This is a genomic window from Pantoea sp. Ap-967 (assembly GCF_011752565.1).
In the GTDB taxonomy this organism is placed as follows: Bacteria; Pseudomonadota; Gammaproteobacteria; order Pseudomonadales; family Pseudomonadaceae; genus Aquipseudomonas.
Genome location: NZ_VWXK01000005.1, coordinates 160428 through 180388 on the forward strand (window position 1 = coordinate 160428; position 19961 = coordinate 180388).

19 protein-coding genes are annotated in these 19961 nt (G+C 65.4%); 10 read left to right on the plus strand and 9 right to left on the minus strand.

The features are described from left to right. Window positions 1-27: 27 nt before the first annotated feature. On the minus strand, window positions 28-792 hold the full coding sequence (locus tag F3J45_RS07670) for an AraC family transcriptional regulator (RefSeq protein ID WP_167059792.1): 765 nt from the start codon (window positions 790-792) through the stop codon (window positions 28-30). A gap of 125 nt (window positions 793-917) precedes the next feature. Here F3J45_RS07670 and F3J45_RS07675 point away from each other — a divergent pair, with 125 nt between their 5' ends. Beyond that, window positions 918-1730 (plus strand): UDP-2,3-diacylglucosamine diphosphatase, encoded by an 813-nt coding sequence (locus F3J45_RS07675; protein ID WP_167059795.1) that lies wholly within the window; start codon window positions 918-920, stop codon window positions 1728-1730. Window positions 1731-1748: 18 nt separating this feature from the next. Here F3J45_RS07675 and F3J45_RS07680 read toward each other — a convergent pair whose 3' ends face one another. Further along, complete coding sequence (locus F3J45_RS07680; RefSeq protein ID WP_167059798.1) at window positions 1749-2060, minus strand: DUF962 domain-containing protein; 312 nt, start codon at window positions 2058-2060, stop codon at window positions 1749-1751. Between the two features lie 155 nt (window positions 2061-2215). Between F3J45_RS07680 and F3J45_RS07685 the strand changes: the two genes are divergently transcribed. Continuing rightward, window positions 2216-3280 (plus strand): AraC family transcriptional regulator, encoded by a 1065-nt coding sequence (locus tag F3J45_RS07685; protein WP_167059801.1) that lies wholly within the window; start codon window positions 2216-2218, stop codon window positions 3278-3280. Here the strand turns inward: F3J45_RS07685 and F3J45_RS07690 are convergent. After that, complete coding sequence (locus F3J45_RS07690; RefSeq protein ID WP_167059804.1) at window positions 3237-4691, minus strand: TrkH family potassium uptake protein; 1455 nt, start codon at window positions 4689-4691, stop codon at window positions 3237-3239. The two genes, F3J45_RS07685 and F3J45_RS07690, sit on opposite strands and share 44 nt — an antisense overlap. Before the next feature lie 102 nt (window positions 4692-4793). Here F3J45_RS07690 and F3J45_RS07695 point away from each other — a divergent pair, with 102 nt between their 5' ends. Further along, a complete protein-coding gene (locus F3J45_RS07695) occupies window positions 4794-5351 on the plus strand; it encodes an NAD(P)H nitroreductase (protein ID WP_167059807.1) in 558 nt (185 codons plus the stop codon). A 91-nt stretch (window positions 5352-5442) separates the two neighbouring features. Here the strand turns inward: F3J45_RS07695 and F3J45_RS07700 are convergent, their stop codons facing one another. From F3J45_RS07700 to F3J45_RS07720, 5 genes are all read right to left on the minus strand, one after another. Beyond that, window positions 5443-6777, minus strand: coding sequence for a HAMP domain-containing sensor histidine kinase (locus F3J45_RS07700; protein WP_205300091.1), 1335 nt, complete (start codon window positions 6775-6777; stop codon window positions 5443-5445). Window positions 6778-6843: 66 nt separating this feature from the next. Next, window positions 6844-7260 (minus strand): Spy/CpxP family protein refolding chaperone, encoded by a 417-nt coding sequence (locus F3J45_RS07705; RefSeq protein WP_167059813.1) that lies wholly within the window; start codon window positions 7258-7260, stop codon window positions 6844-6846. A gap of 250 nt (window positions 7261-7510) precedes the next feature. Further along, complete coding sequence (locus F3J45_RS07710; protein ID WP_167059816.1) at window positions 7511-8188, minus strand: response regulator transcription factor; 678 nt, start codon at window positions 8186-8188, stop codon at window positions 7511-7513. Window positions 8189-8318: 130 nt separating this feature from the next. Further along, window positions 8319-8618: a YciI family protein gene (locus F3J45_RS07715; protein WP_008091826.1), complete on the minus strand. Its 300-nt coding sequence runs from the start codon at window positions 8616-8618 to the stop codon at window positions 8319-8321. Window position 8619: 1 nt separating this feature from the next. After that, the gene (locus tag F3J45_RS07720; RefSeq protein WP_167059819.1) at window positions 8620-9213 is read right to left on the minus strand and encodes a septation protein A; all 594 of its coding nucleotides are present in this window, start codon (window positions 9211-9213) and stop codon (window positions 8620-8622) included. 67 nt (window positions 9214-9280) lie between these two features. On the opposite strand from F3J45_RS07720, the gene F3J45_RS07725 reads away from it, so the two are divergent. From F3J45_RS07725 to F3J45_RS07750, 6 genes are all read left to right on the plus strand, one after another. Next, window positions 9281-10141 carry a PHP domain-containing protein gene (locus F3J45_RS07725; protein ID WP_167059822.1) on the plus strand — a complete coding sequence of 287 codons (861 nt, stop codon included), beginning with the start codon at window positions 9281-9283 and terminating at the stop codon, window positions 10139-10141. A gap of 13 nt (window positions 10142-10154) precedes the next feature. Further along, the gene (locus F3J45_RS07730; RefSeq protein WP_167059825.1) at window positions 10155-10784 is read left to right on the plus strand and encodes an L-threonylcarbamoyladenylate synthase; all 630 of its coding nucleotides are present in this window, start codon (window positions 10155-10157) and stop codon (window positions 10782-10784) included. Between the two features lie 5 nt (window positions 10785-10789). Next, entirely contained in the window at window positions 10790-11635 is an 846-nt protein-coding gene (locus F3J45_RS07735) for a ScpA family protein (protein WP_240164565.1), read from the plus strand. Beyond that, entirely contained in the window at window positions 11622-12362 is a 741-nt protein-coding gene (gene scpB / locus F3J45_RS07740; RefSeq protein ID WP_167059831.1) for an SMC-Scp complex subunit ScpB, read from the plus strand. Before F3J45_RS07735 ends, scpB begins: the two co-directional genes overlap by 14 nt. A 208-nt stretch (window positions 12363-12570) precedes the next feature. Beyond that, window positions 12571-13635, plus strand: coding sequence for a 23S rRNA pseudouridine(2605) synthase RluB (rluB, locus tag F3J45_RS07745; RefSeq protein WP_167059834.1), 1065 nt, complete (start codon window positions 12571-12573; stop codon window positions 13633-13635). Between the two features lie 667 nt (window positions 13636-14302). Beyond that, window positions 14303-15721, plus strand: coding sequence for an amino acid permease (locus F3J45_RS07750; protein ID WP_240158490.1), 1419 nt, complete (start codon window positions 14303-14305; stop codon window positions 15719-15721). A gap of 154 nt (window positions 15722-15875) precedes the next feature. Here the strand turns inward: F3J45_RS07750 and F3J45_RS07755 are convergent, their stop codons facing one another. Then, on the minus strand, window positions 15876-16760 hold the full coding sequence (locus tag F3J45_RS07755) for a LysR substrate-binding domain-containing protein (RefSeq protein ID WP_167059837.1): 885 nt from the start codon (window positions 16758-16760) through the stop codon (window positions 15876-15878). Between the two features lie 151 nt (window positions 16761-16911). Between F3J45_RS07755 and F3J45_RS07760 the strand changes: the two genes are divergently transcribed. Next, window positions 16912-19932: an FAD-binding and (Fe-S)-binding domain-containing protein gene (locus F3J45_RS07760; RefSeq protein WP_167059840.1), complete on the plus strand. Its 3021-nt coding sequence runs from the start codon at window positions 16912-16914 to the stop codon at window positions 19930-19932. Window positions 19933-19961 lie beyond the last annotated feature (29 nt).

Sequence of the window (19961 nt, forward strand, 5' to 3'; positions counted from 1 at the left end):
CAGCCCCTTTCTGTCGCCATCCTGCCGTCAGTTATCGCCAGACTCGCGCCGCAAGCCCAAGGGAGAGCACCCAAACGCCCGCAACATCGCCGCCGAAAACGCACTCTGCGAGCCATACCCCACCTGCGCCGCAATCTCTCCCATCGGCAAGCGCGTCTGTTCCACCAACCGCCGCGCCTTGAGCAACCGCCGCTGGCGTATATAGTCCATCGGCGTCATGCCGCATTCAGCGCTGAAGCGCGCATGCAGCCGGGTGGCGGACAACCCGGCAATCCGCGCCAGGTCAGCCACCTGCAGCGGGTGCGCGGCATGCCGCTCGATGTGCGCATCGAACGCGGCATACGGCAAGCGCGGGCTGGGGGAAACCTGCGCCGCAGCCGTGGAGTTGAGGCTGGCCAGCAGCAATACCGCACCTTGCCGGGCGATCAGCGGGTCGTCCATGGGGCTTGCCGCCAGCCAGTCCACCAGTTGCTGCTGGCGGTGATCCAGGCCAATCGCGCCCGCTTGGTCGAGCAGGCGCCGGCTGGCATCGGCATGGGCACCCAGTTGCTCGTGCAGCCAATGCTCGCCCGGCACATCCAGCACCAGGCAATCGCTGCCGGCATCGCTACCGCAGGTGTGGTGGGCGCTGGCAGGCACCACGATCAGGCCCTGGCGGTCGAGCCGGGCGCCCCGGCCCTGCACCTCGAAGTCCAGCCGCCCACGCAGGCCGAACACCAGTTGCGGGTGTTCGTGGCTGTGGGCGATCAGGTCGTCGCGGTAGTGACGCAAGGAAAGTATCGGGCCGGCCATGGGGTGTCCTCGTGGGCTGCCCACCATTGTGCCCCATCGCGTGCGCGCCATCACTCGTCACAAGGCTGCCACCAACCTGTCATCTGCGCCTGCCAGTCTCCAGCAAACAGCGCCGGAGCCCGCCCATGACCCATGCCGAACTCTCACGCCCGTCGCGCAAGCAGCGCGTGCGCACCCTGTGGATTTCCGACGTGCACCTGGGCACCCGGGACTGCCAGGCCGAACACCTGTCGCAGTTCCTCAAGGGCTACCAGGCCGACCGCGTCTACCTGGTGGGCGACATCATCGATGGCTGGAAGCTGCGCGGGGGCATTTACTGGCCGCAAGCACATACCAACGTGATCCGCCGCCTGCTGACCATGAGCAAGCGCGGCACCGAAGTGATCTACGTCACCGGCAACCACGACGAGTTCCTGCGCCGCTACTCGAAGCTGATCCTGGGCAACATCCAGCTGGTGGACGAGGCCGAGCACCTGACCGCCGACGGGCGCCGGCTGCTGGTAATCCACGGCGACCAGTTCGACGTGATCACCCGCTACCACCGCTGGCTGGCGTTTCTGGGCGACCGCGCCTACGAATTCACCCTGGTGCTCAACCGCTGGCTCAACCACTGGCGTGCCCGCTATGGCTACGGTTACTGGTCGCTGTCGGCGTACCTCAAGCACAAGGTCAAGGGCGCGGTGAACTTCATCAGCGACTTCGAGGACGCCATTGCCCACGAGTGCACCCGGCGCGGCTTTCACGGCGTGGTGTGCGGGCACATTCACCACGCCGAAATCCGCCAGGTAGGGGAGGTGGAATACCTCAATTGCGGCGATTGGGTGGAATCGTGCACCGCGCTGATCGAACACTGGGACGGCAGCATCGAGCTGTACCGCCTGGCCGATGCCCAGGCACGCCAGGCCGAGCAGGCGGCAGCCGTGCGCGAACCCGCCTGAGCAGGCGCAGGCCGCGGCCTACAGGCTTATCCTGCCCAGCAGAATGTCGCGGAACATGGCGAAATCACCGACCAGGCTGTACCAGGGATGGCTGAAGGTGGCCGGTCGGTTCTTCTCGAAAAAGAAATGCCCCGCCCAGGCGAAGCCGTACCCGCACACCGGCACCGCCAGCAGCAACCACCACTTGCCACTGCCCAATGTGTAGCCCAGCAAGGCAATCACCAGGCTGGTGCCGATGAAGTGCAGGCGCCGGCAGGTCGGGTTGTTGTGTTCTCCCAGGTAGTACGGATAGAACTCGGCGAAACTGCGAAACGGCGCGGTGGGGGTCATGGGCAGTGCTCCGGGTTGATCGCTCTTGTACAGGATACACGGCATGGAGCCTGAATCGAGTCTAGAGTCATTGGCGGTGCCGGCCAGTGACAATGGGCGCCAAATGAGTATCCTTGAGGTTCACCGCACGAAGCGGTCAGCATAAGAAGTCTGTCATGAGTGAAAGAACCACCTCAGCCAGCTGGGCATCAGGGATTGTCAAGGCGCTGGAACTGGAAGGGCTCGATTGCCCGGCCATGTTCAAGCAGCTGGGCCTGGACTTCGCAGCGCTGGATGACCCGGATGCGCGCTTCCCGCAAGACTCGATGACGCGCCTCTGGCAACTGGCGGTCGAGCTGTCGGGCAACGAGGCAATTGGCCTGAACATGGCGCGGGTGGTACGCCCGGCATCGTTCCATGTGGTCGGCTATGCCTTGATGTCCAGCCGCACCCTGGCCGAAGGCTTCGAGCGCCTGGTGCGCTACCAGCGCATCATTGCCGAAAGCTCTGACTTAAGCTTCGTGCTCGGCGCCGAAGGCTATTCGCTGATCCTGACCGTGCACGGCGATCACCTGCCACCTACCCGGCACAGTGCCGAAGCCTCGCTGGCGTGCGCCCTGGCCCTGTGCAAATGGCTCAGCGGCCGGCCGGTGCAGCCGCGCCGGGTGCTGGTGCAGGGGCCGCAGCCCAAGGACGTGGAGCCCTACAAGGTCGCCTTTCATTCACCCCTGGTGTTCGATGCGCCGCACGATGCGCTGCTGTTCGAGCGGGCCGACATGGAGGCGCCGCTGCCCACCGCCAACGAAGCCATGGCCATCCTGCATGACCGTTTTGCCGGCGAGTACCTGGCGCGGTTTTCCGAAAGCCGGGTGACCCACCGGGTGCGCCAGGTGCTGTGCCGCATCCTGCCCCAGGGCGAGCCCAAGCGCGAAACCCTGGCCCAGGCCCTGCACCTGTCCCAGCGCACCTTGCAGCGCCGGCTGCAGGAGGAGGGCACGAGCTTCCAGGCGCTGCTCGACGATACCCGCCGCGAGCTTGCCGAACAGTACCTGGCGCAGCCGGGCATGACCTTGCTGGAAACCGCCTACCTGCTGGGTTTTGCCGACCCTAGCAACTTCTACCGGGCGTTTCGCCGCTGGTTCGATGAAACCCCCAGCGAATACCGCGCCCGCCGCCTGGGCGCGGAGCCTGCCGAGGTCAGTGGCGCCAAAACGCCGGCATGCACAACACCAGCACCGTGATGATTTCCAGGCGGCCCAGCAGCATGCCGGCCGCCAGCACCCACTTGGCCGCATCGGGCAATGTCGAGTAGTTGCCCGATGGCCCGACCACCTCGCCCAGCCCAGGGCCGACGCCAGACACCGTGCCGGCCGCGCCGGTGAGTGCGGTCATCCAGTCCACGCCCAGCAGCGACAGCAGCAGGGCCATCACGCAGATGGTGATGGCGAAGAAGAAGGAAAAGGTCAGGATCGAGCGCACGATCTCTTCGTCGAGGCGGTGGCCGTTGTACTTCTGTTTGATCACCGCGCGGGGGTGGATCAGCTGGTTGAGGCTGGCCTTGAGCAGGATGTAGGCCACCTGGAAGCGGAAAATCTTGATGCCGCCTGCGGTGGAGCCGGAGCAGCCGCCGACGAAGCCCAGGTAGAAGAACAGCATCAGCGAGAAGTTGCCCCACAGGCTGTAGTCGCCCAGGGCGAAGCCGGTGGTGGTGACCACCGAGGTGACGTTCAGTGCCACGTGGCGCAGGGCGTCGAGCCAGTGCAGGTTGGTGGTGTACCAGTACCAGGTGCCGAGCACGATCCAGGTCACCACCAGCATGCCCAGCAGGCCCTGCACCTGCTGGTCGCGGATCAGTGCCTTGCGGTTGCCGCGCAGGGTGGCCACGTACAGGGTGAACGGCAGGCTGCCGAGGATCATCACCACCACCGCTACCCAGTGCACGGCGGGGATGTCCCATTTGGCCAGCGACTGGTCGGAGGTCGAGAAGCCTCCGGTGGAGATGGCCGACATGGCGTGGTTGATGGCATCGAACGGGCTCATGCCGGCCCACCAGAAGGCCAGGGCGCCGAAGATCGAGAAGCCGACATACACGCCGACGATCGACTTGGCGACCATGTGCGAGCGCGGCATGACCTTTTCCGAGCGGTCCGATGACTCGGTCTGGAACAGGCGCATGCCACCGATGCGCAGCAGCGGCAGAATCGCCACCGCCATGGCGATGAAGCCGATGCCGCCGAGCCAGTGCAGCATCGAGCGCCACATCAGGATGCCCGGTGACATGGTGTCCAGGCCGCTGAGCACCGTGGCGCCGGTGGCGGTGATGCCAGACATGCTTTCGAAGAAGGCGTCGGTGTAGCTGATGTGCTGGGTCAGCAGGAAGGGCAGGGCGGCGAACACGCACACCACCACCCAGCTGCTGACCGTCAGCAGGTACATGTCGCGGGGGCGCAGGTGCACGTGCTCGGGGCGCCCGGGAACCACCAGGGCCAGGCCTGCGATGAAGGTGATCAGGCTTGACCAGAGAAACGACGGCATGTCGCCGGTGCGTTCGAAGATCACCAGGGTCGCCATGGGCACGGCCATGCCGACGGCCAGGGTTATCAGGAAGATGCCGATGATGAAACCAATGATCCTTAAGGTCGGCAACGCCATGTGATCTGCTCTGACTCGAAACGGAAGGGCGCCATTCTACCTATGGGTCTGGTGATGTAAACGCTAGAATGGCCGCACATTTACCTGCCAGGAGGGTAGCCGATGGAGGCTCTCGACGCATTGCTCAACCGTGTTTCCGTGCCACGCCTGACCGAACCTGCACCCAACGACGCCCAGCGCGAGGCGCTGTTCCAGGCCGCCTTGCGGGCGCCGGACCACGGCCAGTTGCGGCCGTGGCGTTTCCTGACCATCGAGGGCCAGGGGCGCGAGAAGCTCGGTGAGCTGTTCGCCCAGGCGCTGCAGCACAAGGGCGACGCCACCCCGGCGGCGCTGGACAAGGCCCGCGCCATGCCACTGCGTGCGCCGCTGCTGATCGTGGTGATCGCCAAGCTGCAGGACCATTACAAGGTGCCCAAGTCCGAGCAGCGCCTGGCGGCCGGCTGCGCGGCCCATGGCATTCTGATTGCGGCGCATGCCCAGGGCATCGGCGCGGTATGGCGCACTGGCGACATGGCCTTCGATGCCTATGTACACCAGGGGTTGGGGCTTTCGGAGAACGAGGAGTTGACCGGCTACCTGTACCTCGGCACGCCGATGGCCGAGCCGCGCCCGGCGCCGATTCTGGAAACGGCAGAGTACGTCAGCGCCTGGGGCGAATAACGCGCAGGCTTCTTCGCGGGCAAGCCCGCTCCCACAGGGCCCTGTAGGAGCGGGCTTGCCCCGCGAAAGGGCCGGCAAACCCAACATCACCTCAACTGCCCGTCGCCACCACCAGCGGCAACTCCAAGCGGGCCACGAACCCACCCTGCGGATGGTTCTCCAGCTGCAGGCTGCCGCCATGGCGTTCGGCGGCCTTGCGCGCAATCGCCAGCCCCAGCCCATGCCCGGCCGCCTCCTGCCCTGGCGCCCGGAAGAACGGCTCGCCCAGCTGCGCCAGGTGTTCCGGCGCCGCCCCCGGCCCATGGTCGCGCACACTCAGCACAACCTTGTCCTGCTCACGCAGCGCGCCAATCTCCAGTGGTTGCCCCACCGGGTTGAAGCGCAGCGCATTGCGCACCAGGTTATCCACGGCCCGTTCAATCAGCGTTGGCCAGCCCTGCAGGGTCAGCCCCGGCTGTGCTTCGAGTTTCACCTCCTGTTCCGGCGCACTGAGCTGGGCGTCCTTGCGCACGCTGCCCAGCAGCGCGTTGAGGTCGACCGTTTCGGCGTGGGCCTGCTCGGCATCGACCCGGGCCAGGGTGAGGATTTCGCTGATCAGGTCCTCCAGGCGGTCGCACTCACGGGTCAGGCGCGGCCACAGGGCCTGGCGCTGCTCGGCTTCGGCACGCTCGGCCAAGGCCAGGGCGATGCGCAGGCGCGCCAGGGGCGAGCGCAACTCGTGGGACACGTCGCGCAGCAACTGGCGCTGGCTGCCGATCAGGCTCTGCAGGCGTGCGCCCATCTTGTTGAAGTCCTTGGCCAGCACGCCGAACTCGTCGCGGCGCACCGCCAGGCGGGCCAGGCTGTTCTGCTGGTAGCTGGCTTGGCCGAGGTCGTGCACCGCGCTGCGCAGGCGGCTGAGCGGGCGGGTGATGGACAGGGTCACCAACAAGCTGAACAGGGTCAGCACCACCAGGGCGATCCCCAGCGCGCTAAGCGGCCAGAGCAGGCTTTCACGGTGCCAGGCTTCCAGTTCAGGGTGCGGGATGCGGTAGATCAGCAGGTAGGTTTCGCCGCTGTCGGGGCTGGTGTATTCCTCGGTCAGGCGGCGCCAGGGCAAGCGGCGTTCATCGTTGTGCTGGCGCGCTTCGAACGCCGCGGCACGGCGCGGGAAGGTGCCGGGCACCAAGGCCTCGCCGCTGTCGTCGAGCACCTGCACGTCGATCTTGTAACGCTGCTTGCGCCGTTCGAGGAAGGCCTGTGCCGAGTCCAGCCCTTCCTGCTCGTAATGCTTGGCCCAGTGGCTGGCCAGGGTATTGAGGCCCGGGTGGCGGCTGAGGATCCAGGCGTCCTGGTTGAGCATGTGGCCCAGCAGGATCGACAGGCCGGCAACCAGGGTGATGGCCAGCCAGAAGCTCGCCAGGATGCGCCAGAACAGAGAACGCAAGAGCACCTCCTGTAAAACGGGAAAAGCCCGGCCCGCGCGAGGCGGGCCGGGCATTGTGCGGGAAGCTTACTGGGCCTTGGCGGCTTTTGCAGCTTTCCAGGCTTGGAACTCTTTCCATTCAGCCCTGCGGGCTTCGCGTTCCTTTTGCAGCTCGTCGAACTTCTTCTGCTGGTCAGGCTTGAGCAGGGCGCGTACCTGGCTGTCGGTCTTGTCGTGGCTGGCCTTGAGTTCGTCCTTCATGGCTTTCTGGTCGGCTGCCGGCAGCTTGTTCAGGTAGTGTTCGGTGATGTCGCGGCGTTGCTTCATCTGCTCGCCCATCAGCTTGCCGATCTGCTGGCGCTGGTCGCGGCTCAGGTCCAGTTGGGCGAAAGGCGCATCACCGCGATGATGCGGGCCGTCGTGACGCGGGCCGCCTTCAGGCATGGCCATGGCCACGGTCGGCAGGGCGGCGGCGAACATCAGGGCGATAAGGGTCTTGCGCATGGTGTCTCTCCTGTCATGGGCCGGTGTTTACCGGATGAGCTCAGTCTAGGGAGATAGAGGTCAAGCGCAGTCAGCAGAGGGTAAAGGCAGGGTAAAGATGCGGCTGCTTTCGCCACCCCGCCCTGCAGGCTGCGATCCCTTGTAGGAGCGGGCTTGCCCCGCGAACACCGGCGCAGCCGGTGCCATGAACTGCGTCGCCTGCTTCGCGGGTCAAGCCCGCTCCTACAGAGTCCGGGTAAGGGCGGGGGCTTCAGAGGCTGTAGTAGTACCCACGGCTGCGCAGCGCCACGATCCGTGCCCGGCCATCGGCATGCGGGCCGATTTTCTTGCGCAGGTTGCTGACATGCATGTCCAGGCTGCGGTCGTACAAGGTCAGCTTGCGGCCCAGGCCGATCTGCGCCAGCTCCTGCTTGTCCAGCGGCTCGCCTGGCTGGCGCAGCAGCGCTTCGAGGATGCGGCTTTCCGACAGGGTCAGGCTCATTTCGCGGCCATCGATGCTGACCACGCCACGCACCGGGCTGAACGCCAGGTCGCCGATCTCCAGCTGGGTGGTGGTGGCCGTCGGGTGGCTGCGGCGCAGCACGGCGCGCAGGCGGGCGGTGAGCTCGCGCGGGTCGCAGGGCTTGGCCAGGTAGTCGTCGGCGCCCAGCTCAAGGCCCAGGATCCGGTCCAGCGGCTCGCCGCGGGCCGACAGCATCAGCACCGGCAGCTCGGCATGCTCGCTGCGCAGTTGCTTGAGCAGTTCCAGGCCGCTGCCATCGGGCAGCATCACGTCCAGCACCACAGCTGCCGGGGCCTGTTCGGCCAACGCCTGACGCGCGCTCTGGCCGTCGTGGCAGGCGCGTACGATAAACCCTTCCTGGGTCAGCCAGCTGCCGAGCAGCTCGCAAAGTTCCTGGTCATCATCAATCAGTAACAGCTCGCTCATGACTCACTCAATTCAAATCGACGGCGTCTGACGCGCGCGCCAGTGGCAAAGATACCGCAGGTTGAGGACGGACGTGCAATTTGAGCGGAGCAGGCCGCGCCGCCCCTTGTGCGGGCGGCGCGGTTGCAGGTCAGGGCAGGACTTGCTTGAAGGGTTTGACGATGACCTTGTCGTACACGCCAGCGGCAATGTACGGGTCGGCGTCGGCCCAGGCCTGGGCGGCGGCCAGGGAGTCGAACTCGGCAACGATCAGGCTGCCGCTGAAGCCGGCTTCACCGGGGTCGTTGCTGTCGATGGCCGGGTGCGGGCCGGCCAGCACCACGCGGCCTTCAGCCTTGAGCTGCTGCAGGCGCTCGATGTGCGCCGGGCGTGCGGCCAGGCGTTTTTCCAGGGAGTTCGCGACGTCGCTGGCAATAATGGCGTAGAGCATGTCAATCCTTGGGTTTGGAGGTGGAAGGGTCATCGTGCAGGTGGCGCGACAGGTACACGCCCTGTGCCACCAGGAAGATCACGGTCATGCCCAGGCTGCCAAACACCTTGAAGTCCACCCAGAAGTCCTGGAAGGTGAAGGCAACGAACAGGTTGGCCGCGCCGCAGAAGATGAAAAAGGCGATCCAGGCCAGGTTCAGGCGGGCCCAGACGGCATCGGGCAGGGTCAGGGCGTGGCCCATGATGCGCTTGATCAGCACCCGGTCGCCGATGAAGTGGCTGCCGGCGAACGCCAGGGCGAACAGCCAGTTGACCACCGGCGCTTTCCATTTCAGGAAGGTTTCGCTGTGGAAGGCCAGGGTCAGGCCGCCGAACACCAGGCAGGCGACCAAGGTCAGCCACTGGCCTTTCTCCAGCTTGCGCTGGCGCAGGAACAGCACGCCGTAGACCACCAGCGAGCTTGCGATCAGCATGGCGGTGGCGCTGTAGATACCGCCGAATTCGAAGCTGTGGCCCGCCACGTCCAGCGGGCGTGGGTCGAGTTTGTAGACGATGAAGAACAGCAGCAGCGGGATGAAATCGATGAATTGTTTCACAATGGCAGCCAGAATCGGGATGTGACGGCATAATAACAAACATCGATTCCAGCGAAAGCGCTCCTCCATGAATGTTGATCTGCACTGTCACAGCACGGCCTCCGACGGCGCCCTGGCGCCTACGGACCTGGTCGCCCGGGCCCATGAGCACGGGGTGCAAACCTTGGCGCTGACCGACCACGACACCCTCGAAGGCCTGCCCGAGGCGCGCCAGGCGTGCCAGGCGCGTGGCATGCGCTGGGTCAGTGGGGTGGAATTGTCGTGCACCTGGGGCGGCGCCACCATCCATGTCCTGGGCTACGATTTCCCGCTCGATGCGCCGCCGCTGCTCGATGCCATCGCCTCGTTGCACCGGGGCCGCTGGCTGCGCGCCGAGGAAATCGACAAACGGTTGGCGGCCAAGGGCATGCCCGGCGCCCTGAACGGCGCCCGCGCCGTGCAACAGGAGCTCGGCGACAGCGGCAACGCCCCGGCGCGCCCGCATTTTGCCGAGTTCATGGTGCGCGCAGGCTACGTCAAGGACCGTGGCGAGGCCTTTCGCAAGTGGTTGGGCGCCGGCAAGCTGGGCGACGTCAAGCTGCACTGGCCAACCCTTGAGGAAACTGTCGCCACCCTGCGCCAGTCCAACGCCTGGGTGAGCCTGGCGCATCCAATGCATTACGACCTGACCCGCAGCAAGCGCAGGCGGCTGATTGCCGACTATATTCAGGCAGGCGGGCAGGCACTTGAGGTGGTCAACGGGATGATGCCGGCCGAGCAGGTGGGCACGATGTCCATCCTTACCCGTGAGTTCGGCCTGCTGGCAAGCGCTGGCAGCGATTTCCACGGCCCCGGCACCTGGGGCGAGATCGGTGCCTACCGGCCATTGCCCGAGGACTTGCCACCTCTGTGGCGTCGATTCCGTCATGAACAGCCTATGGCGCTATGAACAGGATGACTTCGTGAGCCAATTTTTCCAGATTCATCCGGAAAACCCACAACCGCGGCTGATCCGCCAGGCGGTGGACATCATCCGCAAGGGCGGTGTGGTGGTCTACCCAACCGATTCGGCCTACGCCCTGGGTTGCCAGATTGGCGACAAGGCGGCGGTGGAACGGGTGCGCCGCCTGCGCGGGCTGGACAAGACCCACAACTTCACCCTGATGTGCTGCGACATGTCGCAGCTGGGGTTGTATGCCAAGGTCGACACCGGCACCTTCCGCCTGCTCAAGGCCCATGTGCCCGGCCCCTATACCTTCATCCTCAACGGCACCCGCGAAGTGCCGCGCCTGCTGCTGCATGAAAAGCGCCGCACCATCGGCCTGCGCGTGCCGGACCACGCCATCACCCTGGCGCTGCTGGCCGAGCTGGGCGAGCCGCTGATGAGCGTGAGCCTGATCCTGCCGGGCGACAGCGAGCCGATGACCGACCCATACGAAATTCGCGAGCGCCTGGAGCACCATGTGGACCTGGTGATCGACGGCGGCTTCGGCGACCTCAAGGCCTCGACCATCATCGACCTGTCTGGCGACCAGCCCGAGCTGATTCGCGAAGGCTGCGGCGACCCGACGCCGTTCATGGCCAACGTGTGAGCCAGCTGGACGTGCCCGAGGCGCCGGCCGAGCAGGCCGCTTCGCCCCAACAGTTGCAGCTGGCGCTGGTCTACGGCGAAGCCCTGACCGAAATGCCGGTGGACCTGTACATTCCGCCGGATGCCCTGGAGGTGATCCTCGAAGCCTTCGAGGGCCCGCTGGACCTGCTGCTGTACCTGATCCGCAAGCAGAACATCGACATCCTCGATATCCCGGTGGCGGAAATCACCCGCCAGTACATGGGCTACGTCGAGCTGATGAAGAGCGTGCGCCTGGAACTGGCTGCCGAGTACCTGGTGATGGCCGCGATGCTGGCCGAGATCAAGTCGCGCATGCTGCTGCCGCGTTCGGCCGAGGTGGAGGAAGAGGAGGGCGACCCGCGCGCCGAGCTGATCCGCCGCCTGCAGGAATATGAACGGTTCAAGGCCGCCGCCGAGGGCATCGACGCGTTGCCACGGGTTGGCCGGGAGGTCGTGGTGCCACGCCTGGAAGCGCCCCAGGCCAAGGTGCGCAAGCTGTTGCCCCAGGTCAGCCTGGAGGAGCTGTTGGTGTCCATGGCCGAGGTGATGCGCCGCAACGACCTGTTCGAAAGCCACCAGATCACCCGCGAGACGTTATCGACCCGCGAGCGCATGAGCGATGTGCTGGAACGCCTCAAGGGCGGTGCCTTCGTGCCCTTCGTCGCGCTGTTCGCGCCCGAGGAAGGCAAGCTGGGCGTGGTGGTGACCTTCATGGCGATTCTTGAGCTGGTGAAGGAATCGCTGGTCGAACTGGTGCAGAATGCGCCCTTTGCGCCCATCCACGTGCGGCTGCGCCCCGAGTCTGTCGAAGAACCTGATGAACCTGAATGAACCCCGCGACCTGGCGTCGCTGATCGAGGCCTTTTTGCTCGCCTCGGGCAAGCCGCAGTCCCTGGAGCGCCTGTACGAGCTGTTCGAGGAGGCCGAGCGCCCTGAGCCCAAGGTATTCAAGAAGGCCCTGGAGGTGCTGGGCAAGTCCTGCGCGGGCCGTGCCTTCGAGCTCAAGGAGGTGGCCAGCGGTTACCGCCTGCAGATCCGCGAAAGCTTCGCACCCTGGGTAGGCCGGCTGTGGGAGGAACGCCCGCAGCGCTATTCCCGCGCGCTGTTGGAAACCATGGCGCTGATCGCCTACCGCCAGCCCATCACCCGTGGCGAGATCGAGGATGTGCGCGGCGTGGCGGTCAACAGCAACATCATCAAGACCCTGATGGAGCGCGAGTGGATTCGCGTGGTGGGCCACCGCGAGGTGCCCGGCCGCCCGGCGATGTTCGCCACCACCAAGGCGTTTCTCGACCACTTCAATCTCAAGAGCCTGGACGAACTACCGGCGCTGGCCGAGCTGCGCGAGATGGAACCGGAGCCGCTGCTCGACCCGGACGATGCCCCGGTGCCGGCGCACCTGCAGGCCCTGGCCGATGCCAGCCTCGGGCAGGAGGAAGCAGTGGCTGAGCCGAAGGAAGAAACCAGCTTCCGCAGCCTGCTGGTGGAACTGGACCAGATGGAGGAGGGGTTGAAGACCGATTTCGATGATTTGCGTGAGCAAGAGCCAGAGGTTTGATTGCGCCTACGGGAACGGCGCAGGCCCGGTAGGCGCGAGCAAAGCTCGCGAAAGGGCCCATCACCATTAGGCAGAATTCACCCGCAAATCCCACAAAACCCTCTACCCTGCAGTGCGTTCCCCCACCGAACCGCGTATGATGCGCGGCCTTTTGGCACGCTCGTCGCCAAAATCCGATTTTTTCATGCCTACACCGGGAGGTGCCCAGATGAATGAGCAAGACCTGCAAGCAACCGAAATCACCCCGCCAGCCGGCGAAAAACTGCAAAAAGTGCTGGCCCGCATCGGCGTCGGCTCGCGCCGTGACGTCGAGGCCTGGATCAGCCAGGGCCGCATCAAGGTCAACGGCGTAGAGGCCACCCTGGGCCTGCGCGTCGACCTGCACGACGCCATCACCGTTGACGGCAAGCTGATCAAGCGCGAAGAGGCCGCCGAGGCCACCCGCCGGGTAATCATGTACAACAAGCCCGACGGCGAAATCTGCACCCGCGACGACCCGGAAGGCCGCCCGACCGTGTTCGACCGCCTGCCACGCCCGAAGGAAGGCCGCTGGATCAACATCGGCCGCCTGGACATCAACACCACTGGCCTGCTGCTGTTCACCACCGACGGTGAACTGGCCAACCGCCTGATGCACCCGTCCTACGAAATGGACCGTGAATACGCCGTGCGCGTACGCGGTGAGGTCGATGACGAGATGATCGAGCGCCTCAAGCAGGGCGTGATGCTCGAAGACGGCCCGGCCAAGTTCACCGACATCCAGAAGGCGCCCGGTGGCGAAGGCTTCAACCACTGGTACCACTGCGTGGTGATGGAAGGCCGTAACCGCGAAGTCCGCCGCCTGTGGGAATCCCAGGGCATGGTGGTCAGCCGCCTGAAGCGTGTGCGTTTCGGCCCGGTGTTCCTCAACTCCGACCTGCCAATGGGCCGCTGGCGCGAAATGAGCCAGAACGAAATCGACATCCTGGCCGCTGAGGTGGGCTTGCAGCCGGTGGCGCTGCCGGCCATGAACCTCAAGGCCAAGGACAAGATGGAGCGCCTGCAGCGCAAGTCGACCCGGCCGATGGGGCGCAACGAGCGCGTGCGCAGCCTGCGCCCGGCCCATGAAGCCGGTGCTGGCGAGCGCCCGGCGCGTCAGCCGCGCGAAGAGGCGCCGCGCAAGGGTAGCCGTGGCAGCGCCGTGGCCGAACGCCCAAGCGAGATGCGCAAGCGCCCCGCCAAGCCAGACGGTGACAAGCCGGCAGGCCGTGGCCGCGGCAAGCCGCGTGGCTGATCGCCCGGCGTAAGCCAGAAAAAACCAGACTTCGGTCTGGTTTTTTTATGCCCGCCCCCCTGTAGGAGCGGCCTTGTGCCGCGAACGGGCCGCAACGCGGCCCCAACCTATTGAACAAAAAGAATTTTTCGGACGACTGGCAAGTTCTCGAACCACTCTGTAAAGAAATTTATACACAAGCCCCCGATTTCCCCCGCCAATCCCGTTTTTTCCGATTCGCGTAAACAAAACTTGCCGCCCCGCCGCCCGCCAGCGCCCGCCGCCGCACCCACCCCATCTTGCCCAAACCCCCGTACCACGGTGTTATAGCCGCCATTGCCACGTGCAAAAGCCCGACCGCAGAGCCGGGCCTACAGAACAACAAATGGAGGCGCCATGTACGCCGATCAGCTCGCCTTCAAAGGCACCTACCACAGGACCGCTGCGTTTTTTCCCAAGGAAACGATGCAACGCGTTGACGCCTGCGCGTTTGCAGGGGTATACAGTGCGCCGCGTTTTACCTGTGACCCCCTTGCGTACCGCGCACTCTTGCCTGTTCCCGGTTGATCCGCCCCGGCGCCACCCGTTGGTAAGAAACCCAAGGTAACCACCTTGCCCATTCCGCTGCGCCACGAGCGCGGTGGGTCCGATTCCGTCACAGATAAAAACAATGCAGGTGACTTCGTTCATGAGTGGACAAAACATGCCTTCAGGCGAGCTCAAGCGCGGCTTGAAGAACCGTCATATCCAGTTGATCGCCCTCGGTGGCGCGATTGGTACCGGCCTGTTCCTCGGCTCGGCAGGCGTGATGAAATCCGCCGGCCCGTCGATGATCCTCGGCTACGCCATCTGCGGCTTCATCGCCTTCCTGATCATGCGCCAGCTCGGCGAGATGATCGTCGAAGAGCCGGTGGCCGGCTCCTTCAGCCACTTCGCGCACAAGTACTGGGGCGGCTTCGCCGGCTTCCTGTCGGGCTGGAACTGCTGGGTGCTGTATATCCTGGTGGGCATGTCGGAGCTGTCGGCGGTGGGCAAGTACGTGCACTACTGGTGGCCGGAGATCCCTACCTGGGTCACGGCGGCAGCGTTCTTCCTGCTGATCAATGCCATCAACCTGATGAACGTGAAGTTCTTCGGTGAGGCCGAGTTCTGGTTCGCCATCATCAAGGTCGCGGCAGTGGTCGGCATGATCGGCCTGGGCGCCTACCTGCTGACCAGCGGCCACGGCGGCCCGGATGCCTCGATCAGCAACCTGTGGAGCCACGGCGGCTTCTTCCCCCACGGCGTCAGCGGGCTGGTGATGGCCCTGGCATTCATCATGTTCTCCTTCGGCGGCCTGGAAATGCTCGGTTTCACCGCTGCCGAGGCCGACAAGCCGAAAACCGTGATCCCCAAGGCGATCAACCAGGTCATCTACCGCATCCTGATCTTCTATGTGGGCGCCCTGGTGGTGCTGCTGTCGCTGACCCCGTGGGACAGCCTGGTGGCCAGCATCGATGCCTCCGGCGGCAGCTACGGCAGCAGCCCGTTCGTTCAGGTGTTCTCGCTGCTGGGCAGCGACGTGGCCGCCAACCTGCTGAACTTTGTGGTGCTGACCGCCGCGCTGTCGGTGTACAACAGCGGCACCTACTGCAACGCCCGCATGCTGCTGGGCATGGCCGAACAGGGTGATGCCCCGGCCGCGTTGGCCAAGGTCGACCGCCGCGGCGTGCCGGTGCGCTCGATTCTGGTATCGGCTGCCGTGACCCTGATCGCGGTGCTGCTCAACTACCTGATGCCGGCCAATGCGCTGGAGCTGTTGATGTCGCTGGTGGTCGCTACCCTGGTGATCAACTGGGCGATGATCAGCTACTCGCACCTGAAATTCCGCCAGCACCTCGACCGCACCGGGCAGAAGCCGTTGTTCAAGGCGCTGCTGTACCCCTATGGCAACTACCTGGTACTGGCCTTCGTGGTGCTGATCCTGGGCATCATGCTGATGATTCCGGGTATCCAGGTGTCGGTGTACGCGATGCCAGTGTGGCTGGTGGCGATGTGGGTGGCCTACTGGCTCAAGGGCAAGCGCGGCGCCCAGGCCAACGGCGCGGCTGGTTCTGTCGCCAAATAAGTCGTCGCTGATTGAGAAACCCGATGCTAGGGAACTGGCATCGGGTTTTTTGTTGCCTGTGCCGGCCCTTTCGCGGGGCAAGCCCGCTCCTACAAAAAACGCGATGCGCAACCTGTAGGAGCGGGCTTGCCCCGCGAAAGGGCCGGCGCAGGTGTCAAATCTGCTCCAGCAACCAACTACGAAACGCTCGCAAGGAAGGCAATGCCTCATTGCGCGGCGGATAGATCAAGTAATAACTGCGCTGGCTGGCAAACGCCGCCCCTGGGCTGAACAGCTCGCCCTTGGCCAGCTCCTCTTCCACCAGAATCCTCGGAACCAGCCCAATGCCGATACCGGCCCGTACCGCCTGGATCAGGTGCGAGGTCAACTCGAAGCTCGGCCCCAGGCGCATGGCCCGGTGCGGCAGGCCGTGGTGGGAAAACCATTCGCCCCAGGCATGCGGGTTGTTGGCCACGTTCAGCAGCACCTCTTCGCTGATGCGCGTCGGCGCCCAGCCCTGGGCATCGGCACTGGCTTGCGGCGGCAAGATCACCACCAGTTCCTCGGCGTGCAACCGGTGGCAGATCAGCCCTGGCAAGTCATGGCTGGCCACACCGATGGCGGCATCGATCTCGCTGGTGTCGAAGTTGATCGCTTCGATGCGCGAGTGAATATGCACCAGCATTCCCGGGTGCGCGCCATAGAACGCATGCAGGCGTGGCAGCAGCCACTTCGAGCCAAAGGTGGGCAGGGTGGCCAGGCGCAGGGTGCCGACCCCGGACTGGTAGGCCAGGGCCTGCAGCGTGGCGCTGCGGATGCGCCCCAGGGCCTCGCTCAGCTCGCGCTGATACAGCCGGCCGACGTCGGTCAGCTGCACCTGGCGGCCTTCGCGGCGGAACAGGGTCAGGCCCAGTTGCTGCTCCAGCGCCTGCACCTGGCGGCTGACCGCGCTCTGGGTCAACGACAGCTCGGCGGCGGCGCGGGTGTAGCTTTCATGCCGGGCGGCGGCCTCGAAAGCCAGCAGCAGTGACATGGACGGTGTCAGGTGGCGGTAATTCATTCATAAAAGTCATTGATAGCGGCAGGATTATCCGTTTGCCCCTGGGGCGAAACTACAGGAACATTGGCCTACACGTCACCCCCGTGCAAGCTACCCATGCCGGGGCGACAGGATTTCCGTGAATTAGCCCATATCAAGAGGCCATCCTTCGATGATCGCCCAGCTGTCGACCCTTGCGCCGAGCGCCAACTACCCCGAATTCCTCGAAGCCCTGCGCAACAGCGGCTTCCGCGGCCAGATCAGCGCCGACTACGGCACCCGCACGGTGCTGGCCACCGACAACTCGATCTACCAGCGCCTGCCCCAGGCCGCGGTGTTCCCGCTGGACGCCGACGATGTGGCGCGGGTCGCCACGCTGATGGGCGAGCCCCGCTTCAAGGCGGTCAAGCTGACCCCCCGCGGCGGCGGCACCGGCACCAATGGCCAGTCGCTGACCGACGGCATCGTCGTCGACCTGTCGCGGCACATGAACAAGATCCTCGAAATCAACGTCGAGGAGCGCTGGGTGCGTGTACAGGCCGGCACCGTCAAGGACCAGCTCAACGCCGCGCTCAAGCCCCATGGCCTGTTCTTCGCCCCCGAGCTGTCCACCTCCAACCGCGCCACCGTTGGCGGCATGATCAACACCGACGCCAGCGGCCAGGGCAGCTGCACCTACGGCAAAACCCGCGACCACGTGCTGGAGTTGCACAGCGTGCTGCTCGGTGGCGAGCGCCTGCACAGCCTGCCGGTGGACGATGCCGCGCTGGAGCAGGCCTGCGCCGCCCCTGGCCGGGTGGGTGAGGTGTACCGCATGGCCCGGGAGATTCAGGAAACCCAGGCCGAGCTGATCGAAAGCACCTTTCCCAAGCTCAACCGCTGCCTGACCGGCTACGACCTGGCGCACCTGCGCGACGAGCAGGGCCGCTTCAACCTCAACAGCGTGCTGTGCGGCGCCGAGGGCTCGCTGGGCTACGTGGTCGAGGCCAAGCTCAATGTACTGCCGATTCCGAAGTACGCGGTGCTGGTCAACGTGCGCTACACCAGCTTCATGGATGCCCTGCGCGATGCCAACGCACTGATGGCGCTCAAGCCACTGTCGATCGAGACGGTGGATTCCAAGGTGCTGATGCTGGCGATGAAGGACATCGTCTGGCACAGCGTGGCCGAATACTTCCCGGCCGACCCCGAGCGCCCGACCCTGGGCATCAACCTGGTGGAGTTCTGCGGTGACGAGCCAGCCGAGGTCAATGCGCGGGTGCAGGGGTTCATCGATCACCTGCAACGCGACACCAGCGTCGAGCGCCTGGGCCACACCCTGGCCGAGGGCGCCGAGGCGGTGACCCGCGTCTACACCATGCGCAAGCGCTCGGTGGGCCTGCTGGGCAACGTCGAGGGTGAAGTGCGCCCGCAGCCGTTCGTGGAAGACACCGCCGTGCCGCCTGAGCAGCTGGCCGACTACATCGCCGATTTCCGCGCGCTGCTCGACGGTTATGGCCTGGCCTATGGCATGTTCGGCCACGTCGATGCCGGCGTGCTGCACGTGCGCCCGGCGCTGGACATGAAAGACCCGGCCCAGGCCGCGTTGGTCAAGCCGATTTCCGACGCCGTGGCGGCGCTGACCAAAAGCTACGGCGGCCTGCTGTGGGGCGAGCACGGCAAGGGCCTGCGTTCGGAATACGTGCCGGAATACTTCGGTGAGCTGTACCCGGCTCTGCAACGCCTCAAGGGCGCCTTCGACCCCCACAACCAGCTCAACCCCGGCAAGATCTGCACCCCGCCAGACAGCGCCGAAGGCCTGACCAAGGTCGATGGCGTGACCCTGCGCGGCGACCTTGACCGCACCATCGATGAACGCGTGTGGCAGGACTTCCCCAGCGCCGTGCACTGCAACGGCAACGGCGCCTGCTACAACTACGACCCCAACGACGCCATGTGCCCGTCGTGGAAGGCCACCCGCGAGCGCCAGCATTCGCCCAAGGGCCGTGCCTCGCTGATGCGCGAATGGCTGCGCCTGCAGGGTGAAGCCAATATCGACGTGCTGGCGGCGGCGCGCAACAAGGTGTCGTGGCTCAAGGGCCTGCCGGCGCGGCTGCGCAACAACCGGGCGCGCAGCCAGGGCCAGGAAGATTTCTCCCATGAAGTGTACGACGCCATGGCCGGCTGCCTGGCGTGCAAGTCGTGCGCCGGGCAGTGCCCGATCAAGGTCAACGTGCCGGACTTCCGCTCGCGCTTCCTGGAGCTTTACCACGGTCGTTACCAGCGCCCGCTGCGCGATTACCTGATTGGCTCGCTGGAGTTCACCATCCCGTACCTGGCCCATGCGCCGGGGCTGTACAACGCGGTGATGGGCTCGAAGTGGGTCAGCCGGTTGCTGGCCGACAAGGTCGGCATGGTCGACAGCCCGCTTATCAGCCGCTTCAACTTCCAGTCCACCCTGACCCGCTGCCGCGTCGGCGTGGCCAGCGTGCCGGCCCTGCGCGAGCTGACCCCGGCCCAGCGCGAGCGCAGTATCGTGCTGGTGCAGGATGCGTTTACCCGCTACTTCGAAACGCCGCTGTTGGCGGCGTTCATCGAGCTGGCCCATCGCCTGGGCCATCGGGTATTCCTTGCTCCCTACAGCGCCAACGGCAAGCCGCTGCACGTGCAGGGCTTCCTCGGCGCCTTCGCCAAGGCGGCGATTCGCAACGCTACCCAGCTCAAGGCCCTGGCCGACTGCGGCGTGCCGCTGGTGGGCCTGGACCCGGCAATGACCCTGGTGTACCGCCAGGAGTACCAGAAGGTGCCGGGCCTGGAAGGCTGCCCACAGGTGCAGTTGCCCCAGGAATGGCTGATGAACGTGCTGCCCGAGCAGGCCGCTGCTGCATCCGGCAGCTTCCGCCTGATGGCCCACTGCACCGAGAAGACCAACGTGCCGGCCAGCACCAAGCAGTGGGAGCAGGTGTTCGCCCGCCTGGGCCTGAAGCTGGTGACCGAGGCGACCGGGTGCTGCGGCATGTCCGGAACCTACGGGCATGAGGCGCGCAACCAGGCGACTTCGCGGACCATCTTCGAGCAGTCGTGGGCCACCAAGCTGGACAAGGAAGGTGAGGCGCTGGCGACCGGTTATTCCTGCCGCAGCCAGGTCAAGCGCATGACCGAGCGGCAGATGCGCCACCCGTTGGAAGTGGTGTTGCAGTACGCCAGGCGCTGAAGCCCTATCGCGAGCTTCGCTCGCTCCTA

Coding starts and splice junctions, on each gene's coding strand:
- F3J45_RS07760 (WP_167059840.1), top strand. CDS start 16,912: ATGATCGCCCAGCTGTCGACCCTTGCGCCGAGCGCCAACTACCCCGAA.
- F3J45_RS07705 (WP_167059813.1), bottom strand. CDS start 7,260: ATGCGCAAGACCCTTATCGCCCTGATGTTCGCCGCCGCCCTGCCGACC.
- F3J45_RS07695 (WP_167059807.1), top strand. CDS start 4,794: ATGGAGGCTCTCGACGCATTGCTCAACCGTGTTTCCGTGCCACGCCTG.
- F3J45_RS07715 (WP_008091826.1), bottom strand. CDS start 8,618: ATGCTCTACGCCATTATTGCCAGCGACGTCGCGAACTCCCTGGAAAAA.
- F3J45_RS07675 (WP_167059795.1), top strand. CDS start 918: ATGACCCATGCCGAACTCTCACGCCCGTCGCGCAAGCAGCGCGTGCGC.
- F3J45_RS07710 (WP_167059816.1), bottom strand. CDS start 8,188: ATGAGCGAGCTGTTACTGATTGATGATGACCAGGAACTTTGCGAGCTG.
- F3J45_RS07725 (WP_167059822.1), top strand. CDS start 9,281: ATGAATGTTGATCTGCACTGTCACAGCACGGCCTCCGACGGCGCCCTG.
- scpB (WP_167059831.1), top strand. CDS start 11,622: ATGAACCTGAATGAACCCCGCGACCTGGCGTCGCTGATCGAGGCCTTT.
- F3J45_RS07750 (WP_240158490.1), top strand. CDS start 14,303: ATGAGTGGACAAAACATGCCTTCAGGCGAGCTCAAGCGCGGCTTGAAG.
- F3J45_RS07690 (WP_167059804.1), bottom strand. CDS start 4,691: ATGGCGTTGCCGACCTTAAGGATCATTGGTTTCATCATCGGCATCTTC.
- F3J45_RS07670 (WP_167059792.1), bottom strand. CDS start 792: ATGGCCGGCCCGATACTTTCCTTGCGTCACTACCGCGACGACCTGATC.
- F3J45_RS07685 (WP_167059801.1), top strand. CDS start 2,216: ATGAGTGAAAGAACCACCTCAGCCAGCTGGGCATCAGGGATTGTCAAG.
- rluB (WP_167059834.1), top strand. CDS start 12,571: ATGAATGAGCAAGACCTGCAAGCAACCGAAATCACCCCGCCAGCCGGC.
- F3J45_RS07680 (WP_167059798.1), bottom strand. CDS start 2,060: ATGACCCCCACCGCGCCGTTTCGCAGTTTCGCCGAGTTCTATCCGTAC.
- F3J45_RS07755 (WP_167059837.1), bottom strand. CDS start 16,760: ATGAATTACCGCCACCTGACACCGTCCATGTCACTGCTGCTGGCTTTC.